The organism is Microbacterium sp. YJN-G, assembly GCF_015040615.1.
GTDB lineage: Bacteria > Actinomycetota > Actinomycetes > Actinomycetales > Microbacteriaceae > Microbacterium.
In genome coordinates, this window is record NZ_CP060402.1 from 3,254,097 (window position 1) to 3,267,017 (window position 12,921).

Consider the following 12,921-nt stretch of genomic DNA (forward strand, 5'->3'; position numbering starts at 1 on the left):
GGCCCTTCGACAGGCTCAGGGATCCAGGGAGGCAAGGCTCAGGCGAGCGCGGGATCAGTAGGCGAGGGAGCGGTCGACGGCCTCGAGGATGCGGTCGGCATCCGGGAGGTACGCGCCCTCGAGCTTGGCGGGCGGGAACGGGGTGTCGAAGCCCGAGACGCGCAGCACGGGGGCCTCGAGGGCGTAGAAGGCGCGCTCCATCACCGTCGCGGCGATCTCGCTGCCCAGGCTGGTGAACCCGGGCGCCTCCTGCGCATAGACCATCCGCCCGGTGGATCGCACCGAGTCGAGGATGGGCCCGTAGTCCACGGGCGAGAGCGAGCGGACGTCGACGACCTCGCAGCTGGTGCCCTCGGCCTCGGCGAGCGCGGCCGCCTGAAGCAGGGTCGTCACCATCGCGCCGTGGCCGACGAGGGTGACGTCGGTGCCGCGGCGCACGATGCGCGAGGAGTGCAGCGGAAGAGCGGATGCCGACAGGTCGACCTCGCCCTTGGGCCAGTAGCGGCTCTTCGGCTCCATGAAGATCACCGGGTCGTTCGACGCGATGGCCTCCTGGATCATCCAGTACGCGTCGTTCGCGGTCGACGGCGACACCACCCGCAGGCCCGGGGTGTGCGTGAAGTACGCCTCCGGGCTCTCCTGGTGGTGCTCGACGGCGCCGATGTGCCCGCCGTACGGGATGCGGATGACGATCGGCATCTGCACCGCACCCTCGTGCCGGTAGGTGAGCTTGGCCAGCTGCGAGGTGATCTGGTCGAACGCCGGGAACACGAACCCGTCGAACTGGATCTCGCACACCGGTCGGAATCCGGCCATGGCCAGGCCGATGGCGGTGCCGACGATGCCCGACTCGGCCAGCGGGGTGTCGAGCACGCGGCGCGGCCCGAAGTCGCGCTGCAGGTGCTCGGTGACGCGGAACACGCCGCCGAGGCGGCCGATGTCCTCGCCCATCAGCAGCACGCGCGGGTCGTCCTGCATGGCCTTGCGCATCCCGGCGTTCAGCGCCTTGGCGAACGGCATGGTCTCCAGGGTCATCGGCCCGCCTCCTGCTCGAACGACGCCTCGTACTCGTGGAACCAGGCGCGCTGCTCCTCCACGAGCGGATGCGGTTCGCTGTACACCTTCTGGAACATCGTGTCGGGCTCCGGTGCGGTCAGCTCGACGGTGCGGGACCGCAGGTCCTCTGCGGCATCCGCGGCCTCGGCCTCGACACCGTCGAAGAACGACTCGGATGCTCCCCTGTTGAGCAGGAACGCCCGCATGCGGGCGATCGGGTCGCGCTGCGCCCAGGCTTGCTCCTCCTCGGAGGCGCGGTACTTGGTGGGGTCGTCGCTGGTGGTGTGGGCGCCCATCCGGTAGGTGACCGCCTCGATCGCGCGCGGGCCGAGCCCGGAGCGCGTCTCGTCGAGCAGCGCGCGCGAGACGGCGTAGCTGGCGAGCACGTCGTTGCCGTCGACGCGGACCGATGGGATGCCGTAGCCCGCGCCGCGCCCCACGAGGGGCACCTTCGACTGGGTCTCGACGGGCACCGAGATCGCCCAGTGGTTGTTCTGCAGGAAGAACAGCACCGGCGCGTCGTAGCTGGCGGCGAACACCATCGCCTCGTGGACGTCTCCCTGGCTGGAGGCGCCATCGCCGTAGTAGACGACGACGGCCTCGTCGCGGTCGACATCGCCGGTGCCGGACCGGCCGTCGAAGGCGAGCGCCATGCCGTAGCCGGCGGCGTGCAGGGTCTGCGAGCCCAGCACGAGCGTGTAGATGCGGGTGTTGCCGTTCTTCGGGTCGGTGGGGTCCCAGCCGCCGTGCGAGACGCCGCGCATCAGCTTGATGATGTCGATCGGGTCGACGCCGCGGATGCGCGTGACCGCGTGCTCGCGGTACGACGGGAAGATCGTGTCCTGCGTGCGGGCCGCGTGGGCGGAGCCGACCTGCGCGGCCTCCTGTCCGCGGCTCGGCGGCCACAGCGCCAGCTGGCCCTGCCGCTGCAGGTTGGTGGCCTGGGTGTCGATGGCGCGGATGATCACCATGTCGCGGTAGAACTGCTCGAGCTCACCGTCGGTGAGTGCCTCGATCAGCGGCAGATACTGCTCGGATGCCGCCGATGGGGCGAACGATCCATCCGCTTCCAGGACGCGAACGAGGGGTGCTTCGGTCGGAGTCACGGCTCCACGCTACCCACGCCCGCATGCCAGGTCACGCATAGTTCGGGGGCCCTACTACCTTCTCGGAATACGGAGAAACGGCCGGTCGGGGCGGATGCAGACCCGGGATCAGCGCCCGTGCGCGTGTGCGAGCCGCTCGAGCGCCGCCTCGATCGCGTGCCGCGGGGCGGCAAGGTTCATCCGCTCGAAGCCCTCGCCCTCGGGGCCGAACATGGCGCCCTCGTCGAAGAACACCAGCGCTTCGTGCTCGTGGATCCGCTGCAGCTCCTCGGCGCTCAGGCCCAGCCCGCGGAAGTCCATCCACTGCAGGTAGGTGCCCTCGAGGTCGAAGACCTCGACCTCCGGCATCCGCTCTGCCAGGAACGACCGCACCAGCTCGTGGTTGCCGTGCACGAGATCGATGAGTCCGTCGAGCCAGCCGCCCGCCTCGGCGTAGGCGAGGCGGCACGCCTGGAAGCCCAGCGCGTTGAGGGTGAAGAACCCGGTGCGCGCCTGCTCGGCCGCGTACCGCTCGCGCAGCGCGGGATCGGGGATGACGATGTTGCTGGTCGACATGCCGGCGAGGTTGAAGGTCTTGCTCGGCGCGGTGCACACGATCGTGCGCGCGGCGGCATCGTCGCTCAGCGTGGAGAAGACGGTGTGCTCGACGCCGGGCATGAGCAGGTCGAAGTGGATCTCATCGCTGATCACCGTGAGGTCGTGCTCGCGGGCGATGCGCCACACGGCCTCGAGCTCGTCGCGCTCCCAGACGCGGCCGGTCGGGTTGTGCGGGCTGCAGAAGATCAGCGCGGTGGTGGTGGGCTCGGCGGCCTTCGCCGCGAGGTCGTCGAGGTCGATCCGCCAGCGGCCGTCGCGCAGCACGAGCGGGTTGCGCACGACCGCGCGGTCGTTGTTCTCGATGGCGCGGAAGAACGGGTAGTAGGCCGGGGTCTGCACGATCACGCCGTCGCCGGGGGCGGTGACGGCCCGCACGGCGGTGTGGAACGCCGGCACGACGCCCGGGGCGAGCACGAGCTGCTCGCGGTCGACGCTCCAGCCGTGTCGGTCGCGGAACCAGCCGGTCACCGCATCCCAGTAGTCGTCGGTGGCGACCGTGTAGCCGAGCACGACGTCATCGAGGTGGGCGCGCAGGCCGGCCATGATCTCGGGTGCGAGCTTCAGATCGATGTCGGCGACCGAGAACGGCGCGATGCCGTCGGGCACGGCGGGGTTCGCGGTGCGCATCGACTCCCACTTGGCGGCACCGGTTCCGGTGCGGTCGACGAGCGTCTCGAAGTCGTAGCTCACGCGCCGATCTCCGCGGCGACCTGCAGCACCTTCTCGATCGACTCCTCCTCGCCGACGGAGATGCGGATGCCGTCGCCCGAGAACGGCCGCACCATCAGGTCGGCCGCGTCGAACGCGGCGGCGGCCTCGTCGGTGCGCTCGCCCGCGGGCAGCCAGACGAAGTTCGACTGCGAGTCGGGCACGTCCCAGCCCTGCGCGCGCAGGCCCGCGACCAGGCGGGTGCGGCGCTCGACGATCACGGTGACGCGTTCGCGCAGCTCGTCCTCGGCGTCGAGGCTGGCGATCGCGGCGCGCTCGGCGGCGCTGGTGACCGAGAGCGGGATGCCGGTGGTGCGGGCGGCGTCGAGCACGCGGGGGTGCCCGATGGCGTAGCCGATGCGCAGGCCCGCCAGGCCGAACGCCTTGGAGAAGGTGCGCAACACGACCACGTTCGGGTGCTTCTCGAAGATACGCTCGCCCAGCCCGTTCACGGCATCCGGTGCGGTGACGAACTCGGCGTACGCCTCGTCGAGGATGATCAGCACATCCTGCGGCACGCGCGCGACGAATGCGGCGAACTCGGCGCTGGTGACGATCGGGCCGGTGGGGTTGTTCGGGGTGCAGACGATGATCGCGCGGGTGCGGTCGGTGACGGCATCCGCCATCGCGTCGAGGTCGTGCCGCGCGCCGGTACCGAGCGGCACCTGCACTCCGGTCGCCCCGGCGACCAGCGGGAGGGCCGGGTAGGCCTCGAAGGAGCGCCAGGCGTAGATGACCTCATCACCCACGGATGCCGTGCCGAGCACGAGCTGGTACAGGATCGACACGCTGCCGGATGCCACGTGCACGGCGTCGACCTCGACGTCGTAGCGCTCGGCCAGGCGGGCGCGCAGCGCCCCGGCCGATGCGTCGGGATACCGGTTGATGGGGGCGGTGTGCGTCAGCGCCTCGAGCACCGACGGGAGCGGCTCGAAGGGGTTCTCGTTGCTGGAGAGCTTGAACGCATTCGCGCCCGCCTGCTTGCCCTGGCGGTACGGCGGCAGAGCGGCGATCTCGGGGCGGATGCGGGGCAGGATGGGCTCGGTCACGGGATCAGTCTAAGGAAGGCGCCGGGACAGGGGTCGATCACGTCCTCTCAACCCAGCCACGACCCTCTGACGAACTCGGGCAATGCGTGACACGATCGACTCATGCGATTCCTCATCCGCGTCGTCATCAACGCGTTCGCCATCTGGGTGGTCACGCTGATCCCCGTGCTCGGGGTCAGCATCCGGCCGTTCGCGCCCGGTGGGGACCTGCAGCTGGTGCTCACCCTGCTGGCCGTCGCCGCCATCTTCGCCCTGGTGAACTCGATCATCGGCACGATCATCAAGATCGTCGCCTTCCCGCTGTACATCCTCACGCTCGGGCTCATCTCGTTCATCGTGAACGGGTTCCTGCTGTGGCTGACGGCGTGGATCACCAGCGGCTTCGGCTGGGGGCTGAGCGTCGAGTCGTTCTGGTGGGGCGTGCTCGCGGCCATCGTGATCTCGATCATCAACGCGATCCTCGGCGCCATCCTGCGCCCGCAGCGCAAGGGCCGCTGACCGGAAGCGGATGCCGTTCACGGGCGTTCGGCTCTGAACTCCATCCGCTCCACGGAGTCCGCTTCGCCGAGTTCGGCGTAGAACGATGACTGCAGTGCACTGACGCGCGGGTCCCCCGAGGTGTCCACCATGCGCGCCGTCTCGAGATATCCCTCGAAGGCATGTGGGTCGAATGGACCGAACTTGCCACCCACCGCCCTCGACGCAGTGAAGCTTTCCGGGGCCCCCGTGCCGCCGAACGATCCTCCGGCCGAGAGGTTCGAGACGAGATCACCCTCGTGACGCAGCTGCACCAATGTCTGGTCCGCCGCGAGTGAAGGCTCGGTGGGGTTGCCGGCACTGATCACCACCCCGGTCTCGTATGGACTGTCCATCGCGGTGATGGATCCGATCGCGCCGCCCTGCGAGTATGTGACCAGGTCGACGCGGTCGCCAGGCTCCGCACCCGCCATCTTCAACGCCGTCAGGGTCGCCTGCTGCGACGCGGCGAGCTCGCGGTCGATGTAGAGATCCCAGTTCGAGCCCATGTCCCAAGGCTCGTCCGAGCCGGGCAGAAAGCGGCGGGTGCCATCGAGGTAGGTGACAAAGCGGGCGGAGCCGTCCTTCATGGCGTACCGCTCCACGACGATCTGACCGGCACGCTCATACGGGATGCGGCCGAGCGATTCCGACAGCTTCGTGGGCGGTTCAGCTGTCCCAGCACCGACCAGTGCGACGTGCAACGGCGGCGCCGTTCCCTGCAACCGGGTGCCGAACGGCAACACCCCCCGGTCGAGCCGCACTGCCGCGTCCGTACCGATACGGGCCGTGGTCGCGACAGGACGAGTGGCCAGTGCCACAATCAGTGGCGACATCACCCCTGGGGCGGTCATGCTCAGGATGCCTGAGATTCCCAGCGCGATAAGGTCCCATGGCTGATCTTCGGTGCCCTCGAACCGGGTTCGCTGCCATTCGGCCACCGCCCAGGTAGCGCGATCCTCGATGTGCGGATCTGTGAGCAACTCGTCGATCCGAGGCTGCAGCGCCTCCGCAGCCGCGGGGTACGCCTCGTTCAACGCCTGCTGCTGTGCCCGCAGCTCCACCAGCTCGAATGTGTCCGCCATGGCAGCGGCCCCCTGCGCGATCTTGTCGATCTGCGGCTGCCAGCCGGCCAGACGAGCCGCGCACTCGGCGATGCCGGCCGCACCGCCAGCGCGCTCCACCGCCGGCGCCTGGTCCAGCGCCGCCCGTGCGCTGCGCAGCCGCTCCACGGCCTCAGCGAGACCGGTACCGACGCCGTGCAGACGACGACCGATGTCGCGAACCATCGAGGAGTCGATCGCAATCGTTCCGCCCGACGTGATGGTCAGTTCCTCGTCGCTCACAGATCCAACGCCCTTCGCAACTGCTCGCCCAGGGCGCGCACCGCGGCGAGTTCCTGCATGATCGCGGTGTGCAGGCCATCAAGGGCCTCCCGCATTTTGCGCGCGCTTGTCCCGTCGTTCTGCCATGCCGAATCCAACGCGAGTCGCATGCCGACGCTCTCGGCGTCGGCGACGGCATCCGCCGCGTCATCGATTGCCCGCAGGGCGAGAAAGCCCCACCAGATCTGGTCGCTTGCCGGTGCCTCGGCCGCCGTGATGGAGTACATGCTCCCAGCGTGCGCCGCACGAGCACCCCGCCGACCTCCGATCCCCGGATGTTGTGGAGAAATCGCTGAATCCGACGATTGGGGAAAGAAGTCGATACGGGCAGAATGGTGCCATGTCCGACCCGGATCCCTTCCGCGTCATCTTCGTCTGCACCGGCAACATCTGCCGCTCCCCCATGGCCGAGGTGGTGCTCCGCGCTCTCGCCGAGCAGCGCGGTCTTGGAGCGCGCCTGCTCTCGCGCAGCGCCGGCACCGGTGACTGGCACCTCGGCGAGCGCGCCGACGACCGCACCCTCGACTCCCTCGCACGGCGAGGGTATGACGGCGCCGCGCACCGGGCCAAGCAGTTCAGCGCCGCATCCTTCGCCGAGAACGACCTGATCGTCGCCCTCGACCGCACGCACGAGCGGATCCTGCGGGCCTGGGCGCGCAGCGACGACGACGAGGGCAAGGTCACCCTGCTGCGCGCCTACGATCCGAACGCCTCGAGCATGGACGTGCCCGACCCCTACTACGCGGGCCCGACGATGTTCGATTCGGTGCTGGCTATGATTGAGACCGCGACGCGTGGCCTCTTCTCGCAGCTCGAACCGGCTGTGCGCGCCCCTCGTACGACGGCCCGCGCGATGCGGGTCCCCGATCAGGAGGATCTCCCCTGAGTTCTCAGCCTTCGCTTCCGCTCCCCGCGCTTCCGGCGCAGCCGCTCAGCCCCCTCGACGGTCGCTACCGCGCCGCCGTCTCGGGACTGGCCGACTTCCTCTCCGAGGCCGGCCTGAACCGCGCCCGTGTCGAGGTCGAGGTGGAGTGGCTGATCGCCCTCACCGACCGCTCGCTGTTCGGCACCTCGCCGCTGTCGGATGCCGACAAAGAGCGTCTGCGCGCGCTGTACCGCGAGTTCGGCCAGGCCGAGATCGACTGGCTCGCCGAGAAGGAGGCGGTCACCCGCCACGACGTGAAGGCCATCGAGTACCTGGTGCGCGATCGCCTCTCGACGCTGGGCCTGGACTCCATCGCCGAGCTCACCCACTTCGCCTGCACGAGCGAGGACATCAACTCCGCCTCGTACGCGCTGACCGTCAAGCGCGCGGTCGAGGGCGTCTGGCTTCCCGCCCTGGATGCCGTGATCGCCAAGCTGCGCGAGCTGGCCGAGGAGCACGCGGATGCCGCGATGCTCTCCCGCACCCACGGCCAGCCGGCCACCCCGTCGACCATGGGCAAGGAGCTGGCGGTCTTCGCATGGCGCCTGGAGCGGGTGCGCGCGCGCATCGCGGCATCCGAGTACCTGGCGAAGTTCTCCGGCGCGACCGGCACCTGGTCGGCACACCTCTCCGCCGACCCCGATGCCGACTGGCCGACCATCGCCCGCGAGTACATCGAGGGCCTGGGCATCGACTTCAACCTGCTCACCACACAGATCGAGTCGCACGACTGGCAGGTCGAGCTGTACGACCACGTGCGTCACGCCGGCGGCATCCTGCACAACCTCGCCACCGACATCTGGACGTACATCTCGCTGGGCTACTTCGCGCAGATCCCGGTCGCCGGGGCGACCGGGTCGTCGACCATGCCGCACAAGATCAACCCGATCCGCTTCGAGAACGCCGAGGCCAACCTCGAGCTCTCCGGCGCCCTGCTGAACTCGCTGTCGCAGACGCTGGTCACCTCGCGCCTGCAGCGCGACCTCACCGACTCGACCACGCAGCGCAACATCGGCGTCGCATTCGGGCACTCGCTGCTCGCGCTCGACAACCTGCGCCGCGGCCTGAACGAGATCTCGCTCTCGCGCGACGTGCTGCTCGACGACCTCGACCACAACTGGGAGGTGCTGGCCGAGGCGATCCAGACCGTGATCCGCGCCGAGGTCGTCGCCGGCCGCTCGTCGATCACCGACCCGTACGCGCTGCTCAAGGAGCTCACCCGCGGTCACCGGGTCGGCGCCGCCGAGCTGGCCGAGTTCGTCGAGGGCCTGGAGATCGGGAATGCCGCCAAGCAGCGCCTGCTCGCCCTGACCCCCGCCACCTACACCGGCATCGCCGAGCGGCTCGCCCGCTGAGCCCATGCGCTCCTTCGAGGTCAACGCCGCGCGGCTGCCGCTCTGACCGCTCGCCCCGCGGCCGGAAGATGGAAAGTGCTGGTTTGCGCGGCATCCGAGCGCCCTTTTCCATCTTCGCCCTGGCGGGGCGGATGGAGAACGCCAGTTCGCGCGCCTCGGGAGCGACGGTTTCCATCCGCATGCCCGAGGAGCGGATGGAAAGCGCACGGCGACCACGAAGTCAGGCGACCGGAGCGGTGTCGCGCGGCATGAAGAGGAGCACGACGAGGGTGACGGCGGCGGTCACGGCCGCGCCGACGAAGACCCAGGTGGATGCCGAGATGATCGTCGCGGGATCGTGGGCGCCCGCGCCCTGACGGATCACCGCGTTCGAGATCGCGCCGAGCACGGCCACGCCCACCGCGCTGCCGGCTGAGCGGGCGAACGCGTTCATGCCGGTCACGACGCCGCGCTGACCCCACCCGACCGACGCCTGCGCGGCGATGAGCGTGGGCGCCGCCGTCCAGCCCAGGCCGAAGCCGAGGACGAAGGCGATGCCGGCGACCGTGAACGGGTTCGGATACGGGCCGGTGAGGGCCAGCATCCCGGCGGCGACCGTCGAGATCGACAGGCCGATCAGCGAGGTGCGGCGGAACCCGATGCTGAGATACAGCCGGCCGACGATCGTCGCGGCGATCGGCCACCCCAGCGTGAGCGCCCCGACGGCCAGGCCCGACAGCAGCGGGGCGATGCCCAGCGACCCCTCGAGATACGCCGGTGCGAAGCTGGTGACGCCGATCAGCAGCGCCCCGACCCCGAACGACACCAGCGTGGTCACCAGGATCAGGCGCCGTGAGAACAGCGCGAAGTCGATGATCGGCTCGGCAGCCCGCCGCTCGACCATCGCGAAGACGACCAGCGCCAGCGCGCCGATGCCGAAGCACAGCAGGCTCGGCACCGAGAGCCACGCCCACGCGTTGCCGCCCTCGAGCAGTCCGAGGATCACGCCGGTCAGCCCGATCGTCAGCAGGGCGGCCCCGGCGAAGTCGATGCGGTGCCGGTGGGTCTGCTTCTGCTCGTGGAAGCGCCGCATCAGCATCCATCCGGCCAGCGCGCACAGCGGGATGTTGATGAAGAAGATCCAGCGCCATGCGTCGAGCTGCGAGAACACGCCGCCCAGGGCCGGGCCGACGACCGACGAGATCGCCCAGACGCTGGCGATGTACCCCTGCACCTTGGCGCGCTCGGCGACCGTGTAGATGTCACCGACGATCGTCATCGTCATGGGCGCGACAGCGCCCGCGCCCAGGCCCTGCACGAGGCGGAAGATGATCAGCCAGGTCATGTCCCAGGCGACGCCGCAGAGCACGGAGCCGAGCAGGAACAGGCCGATGCCGAACAGGATGATCGGCTTGCGCCCGATGGTGTCGGCGAAGCGCGAGTAGATCGGCACGCTCACCGCCTGCGCGAGCAGGTAGATCGAGAACAGCCACGGGAACTGCTGGTAGCTGCCGAGATCGCGCACGATGCTGGGCACCGCCGTGGCGAGGATGGTCGCGTCGATGGCGATGAGGCTGGCGGCGAGCATGAGCGCCCCGAGCACCGGACCGCGCTCTGATCGCAGTCCGACAGCGGCTCGGTCGACGGAGGCGGTCATGATTCCGACAAGCCTATCCGCGGCTCGGACATTCCCGATTCGCCCTGGTCAGGCCGCCGGAGGTCGGCGATCCTGGAGTGGAGCGGATGCCAGGGAGGCCCCGATGCGTGCACGACTTCGCCCCCGTCGCGGGTTCGTCGCGACCCTCGGCATCCTCACCGCGCTGACGACCGCACCGGCGCTGACAGCCTGCACGGCGCCCGGCCCCGTCGCGCCGCAATCACCGCGCGCAACCGCCGGCACCCCGGCGACCGGGACTCCCGCGACGACCGAGTCCGTCGCCCTGGCGACGGGCCTCGAGGCGCCGTGGTCGGTCGTGCGCCTGGACGACGGCGGGGCGCTGATCTCGCAGCGCGGTGACGGCCGCATCCTCGAGCTCACGACCGAGGGCGAGCTGCGCGAAGCCGGGGTCATCCCCGGCGTCGTCTCCGGCGGCGAATCGGGCCTGCACGGCCTCGCCGTGCACGACGCCGACGGCATCCGCTGGCTGTACGCGTACCACGGCGCCGAGGACGACAACCGGGTGGTGCGGATGCCGCTGACCGGCGGCGCCGGATCGCTGGCCGTCGACCTCGACGAACGCGAGGTGGTGATCGACAGCATCCCGCGCGCCTCGAACCACAACGGCGGGCGCATCGCATTCGGCCCCGACGGGATGCTGTACATCGCGACCGGGGATGCCGGGCAACGCGAGCGGGCGCGCGATCCGGACTTCCTCGGCGGGAAGATCCTGCGCGTGACTCCGACCGGCGAACCGGCGCCAGGCAACCCGTTCGGCAACGCCGTGCACAGCCTCGGCCATCGCAACGTGCAGGGACTGGCGTGGGACTCCTCGGGCACGATGTGGGCGAGCGAGTTCGGGCAGAACACCTGGGACGAGCTCAACCGCATCGAGTCCGGCGGCGACTACGGCTGGCCCGAGCACGAGGGCGTGGCCGGGGCGGCGGATGCGATCGACCCGGTCGCCGTGTGGACGCCGGCCGAGGCGAGCCCCAGCGGGATCGCCGTCGTCGACAGCGTCGTCTACATCGCGGGGCTGCGCGGCGAGGTGATCCAGACGTTCGACACGGCGAACCCGGATGCCGGCACCCGGGCGCTGCACCAGGGCGAGTTCGGGCGACTGCGCGACGTCGTCGCGGGTCCCGACGGGACGATCTGGGTGCTCACGAACAACACCGACGGCCGAGGTCAGCCGCGCGAGGGCGACGACCGGCTGCTGCAGCTGACGCCGCCTCGCTGAGGCGCGAACGGCTCGACGGGCCCTGCCGGCCCGGCCGGTTCAGCTCGCGGAGGGCGCCCCGGATGCGGATGCCGCGTCGCCGCCGTCGGCGGGACGGTCCTTGGCGTCGGCCGGGCGGTCGTTCTTCTCAGGTGCCGGGCCGTCGCCGTCCATCAGCACCGGACGGTCGATCGTGCGGGTGACGTCGGCGGGATCGACGGCCAGCATCAGCATGGCCAGGCCCAGCAGCGTGACGATGAACGAGATGCCGCCGACCACCAGCCCGAGCGCGATCGGCGTGAGCCCCTCGTACGAGCCCCGCGAGATCGAGGCGTTGACGCGCTCGGTGAAGGCGCCGGTGGAGACCAGCGTGACGACGGTCGCGAAGATGCCGCAGACGAGGGCGATGCCCACGAGGTGCAGCGGACGCAGGATCTCGCGTCGGGTGGGCTTCTGGTCGGTCATGCACGTCCTCCATGGTCGGCCAGGCTGTCGGTGCCGGCATCAGTCTCGACGGTCTTCCGCGCGCGCGGCGTGAGGCCGGCGATGCCCTGGAAGACCGCCACGATCGCGGCGTAGCCGCCGAAGAAGCCGACGGCCAGGATGATCCCGGTGACCGTGAACGTCGCGCCCGGCTCGGGCGAGTACTCCTGCGTGAAGCCGACCGGCACGAGCAGCACGATGACAGCCAGCAGGAGTCCGAGCGCTCCGGTGATGATCGCGTCGCGGGCGTCTTCGTCACCACGACGCCGGATGCCGGCGAGAAGCTCGACGAGTCCGGTGAGAGCGGCCCAGGCGATCACTGTGCCGAAGAAGACGCCGTCCGAACGCAGTGAGGGGACGCTGGCGACCATGCCGATCAGGAAGGACAGGATGCTCATGACCACGGCGGGCCAGCGCCGGCCGGCCGGGTGCACGATCACGGCGGCGATCACGTGCACCAGAGCGGTGGAGAGCACGAACCCGCTGAACACCGAGAGGCCGACGGCCGCGGAGTGATCGGGCGAGAAGGTGATCATGATGGCCGCGACCGCCGCGAGAGCAGCACGAGCCAGCTGCACATGACGCAGCGTGAACGTGCGGGAAGCGGTGGGCATGACAGTCCTCGGATCGGTGACCCCTCCAGTCTACGCCGGGGCCGTATGAGGGGCCTGTTCGGGCCGGGAAGGCGGGGGGAAGGCGGGGCCCGGCAGCCTCCCCAAAGGCCGCCGGACCCGCAACCGTGCGCCAGGGGACCATGCGCACCGCCGAGCGCGCGGCGGACGGGCCCTGTCCTCACGTTCTCGGAGGGGCGGTGATTCGCGCTCCCCAGCGACTGTCATCACCGCACCCGTATGCCAATCTAGGCGGTAGACGTTCACATACCGGG

The 12,921-nt window shown here is 70.1% G+C and carries 13 protein-coding genes; 4 read left to right on the top strand and 9 right to left on the bottom strand.

What is annotated here, in order from left to right:
* Positions 1-54 precede the first annotated feature (54 nt).
* The 4 genes from H7694_RS15655 to H7694_RS15670 form a co-directional block, all read right to left on the bottom strand.
* Positions 55-1,035 (bottom strand): alpha-ketoacid dehydrogenase subunit beta, encoded by a 981-nt coding sequence (locus H7694_RS15655; protein WP_193597358.1) that lies wholly within the window; start codon positions 1,033-1,035, stop codon positions 55-57.
* A complete protein-coding gene (locus tag H7694_RS15660) occupies positions 1,032-2,162 on the bottom strand; it encodes a thiamine pyrophosphate-dependent dehydrogenase E1 component subunit alpha (RefSeq protein WP_193597359.1) in 1,131 nt (376 codons plus the stop codon). The genes H7694_RS15655 and H7694_RS15660 overlap by 4 nt, the downstream gene beginning before the upstream one ends.
* Before the next feature lie 108 nt (positions 2,163-2,270).
* Complete coding sequence (locus H7694_RS15665) at positions 2,271-3,449, bottom strand: MalY/PatB family protein (protein WP_193597360.1); 1,179 nt, start codon at positions 3,447-3,449, stop codon at positions 2,271-2,273.
* The gene (locus H7694_RS15670; RefSeq protein ID WP_193597361.1) at positions 3,446-4,516 is read right to left on the bottom strand and encodes a histidinol-phosphate transaminase; all 1,071 of its coding nucleotides are present in this window, start codon (positions 4,514-4,516) and stop codon (positions 3,446-3,448) included. The genes H7694_RS15665 and H7694_RS15670 overlap by 4 nt, the downstream gene beginning before the upstream one ends.
* 102 nt (positions 4,517-4,618) lie before the next feature.
* On the opposite strand from H7694_RS15670, the gene H7694_RS15675 reads away from it, so the two are divergent.
* Positions 4,619-5,014 carry a phage holin family protein gene (locus H7694_RS15675; protein WP_193597362.1) on the top strand — a complete coding sequence of 132 codons (396 nt, stop codon included), beginning with the start codon at positions 4,619-4,621 and terminating at the stop codon, positions 5,012-5,014.
* Positions 5,015-5,031: 17 nt separating this feature from the next.
* On the opposite strand, the gene H7694_RS15680 is transcribed toward H7694_RS15675, so the two are convergent.
* Complete coding sequence (locus H7694_RS15680; RefSeq protein WP_193597363.1) at positions 5,032-6,378, bottom strand: hypothetical protein; 1,347 nt, start codon at positions 6,376-6,378, stop codon at positions 5,032-5,034.
* Positions 6,375-6,644 carry a hypothetical protein gene (locus H7694_RS15685; protein ID WP_193597364.1) on the bottom strand — a complete coding sequence of 90 codons (270 nt, stop codon included), beginning with the start codon at positions 6,642-6,644 and terminating at the stop codon, positions 6,375-6,377. Before H7694_RS15685 ends, H7694_RS15680 begins: the two co-directional genes overlap by 4 nt.
* A 113-nt stretch (positions 6,645-6,757) precedes the next feature.
* Between H7694_RS15685 and H7694_RS15690 the strand changes: the two genes are divergently transcribed.
* Together H7694_RS15690 and purB are read left to right on the top strand one after the other, a co-directional pair.
* Entirely contained in the window at positions 6,758-7,303 is a 546-nt protein-coding gene (locus H7694_RS15690; protein WP_193597365.1) for a low molecular weight protein-tyrosine-phosphatase, read from the top strand.
* The gene (gene purB / locus H7694_RS15695) at positions 7,300-8,697 is read left to right on the top strand and encodes an adenylosuccinate lyase (RefSeq protein ID WP_193599276.1); all 1,398 of its coding nucleotides are present in this window, start codon (positions 7,300-7,302) and stop codon (positions 8,695-8,697) included. The genes H7694_RS15690 and purB overlap by 4 nt, the downstream gene beginning before the upstream one ends.
* Positions 8,698-8,917: 220 nt before the next feature.
* Here the strand turns inward: purB and H7694_RS15700 are convergent, their stop codons facing one another.
* A complete protein-coding gene (locus H7694_RS15700) occupies positions 8,918-10,333 on the bottom strand; it encodes an MFS transporter (RefSeq protein WP_193597366.1) in 1,416 nt (471 codons plus the stop codon).
* A gap of 103 nt (positions 10,334-10,436) precedes the next feature.
* Here H7694_RS15700 and H7694_RS15705 point away from each other — a divergent pair, with 103 nt between their 5' ends.
* A complete protein-coding gene (locus H7694_RS15705) occupies positions 10,437-11,573 on the top strand; it encodes a PQQ-dependent sugar dehydrogenase (protein ID WP_193597367.1) in 1,137 nt (378 codons plus the stop codon).
* 39 nt (positions 11,574-11,612) lie between these two features.
* Here the strand turns inward: H7694_RS15705 and H7694_RS15710 are convergent, their stop codons facing one another.
* Both H7694_RS15710 and H7694_RS15715 read right to left on the bottom strand, forming a co-directional pair.
* On the bottom strand, positions 11,613-12,017 hold the full coding sequence (locus tag H7694_RS15710; protein ID WP_227468181.1) for a hypothetical protein: 405 nt from the start codon (positions 12,015-12,017) through the stop codon (positions 11,613-11,615).
* Positions 12,014-12,649 carry a DUF308 domain-containing protein gene (locus H7694_RS15715; protein ID WP_193597368.1) on the bottom strand — a complete coding sequence of 212 codons (636 nt, stop codon included), beginning with the start codon at positions 12,647-12,649 and terminating at the stop codon, positions 12,014-12,016. Before H7694_RS15715 ends, H7694_RS15710 begins: the two co-directional genes overlap by 4 nt.
* Between the last annotated feature and the right edge of the window lie 272 nt (positions 12,650-12,921).

Coding starts and splice junctions, on each gene's coding strand:
- H7694_RS15655 (WP_193597358.1), bottom strand. CDS start 1,035: ATGACCCTGGAGACCATGCCGTTCGCCAAGGCGCTGAACGCCGGGATG.
- H7694_RS15675 (WP_193597362.1), top strand. CDS start 4,619: ATGCGATTCCTCATCCGCGTCGTCATCAACGCGTTCGCCATCTGGGTG.
- H7694_RS15685 (WP_193597364.1), bottom strand. CDS start 6,644: ATGTACTCCATCACGGCGGCCGAGGCACCGGCAAGCGACCAGATCTGG.
- H7694_RS15690 (WP_193597365.1), top strand. CDS start 6,758: ATGTCCGACCCGGATCCCTTCCGCGTCATCTTCGTCTGCACCGGCAAC.
- H7694_RS15700 (WP_193597366.1), bottom strand. CDS start 10,333: ATGACCGCCTCCGTCGACCGAGCCGCTGTCGGACTGCGATCAGAGCGC.
- H7694_RS15705 (WP_193597367.1), top strand. CDS start 10,437: ATGCGTGCACGACTTCGCCCCCGTCGCGGGTTCGTCGCGACCCTCGGC.
- H7694_RS15710 (WP_227468181.1), bottom strand. CDS start 12,017: ATGACCGACCAGAAGCCCACCCGACGCGAGATCCTGCGTCCGCTGCAC.
- H7694_RS15715 (WP_193597368.1), bottom strand. CDS start 12,649: ATGCCCACCGCTTCCCGCACGTTCACGCTGCGTCATGTGCAGCTGGCT.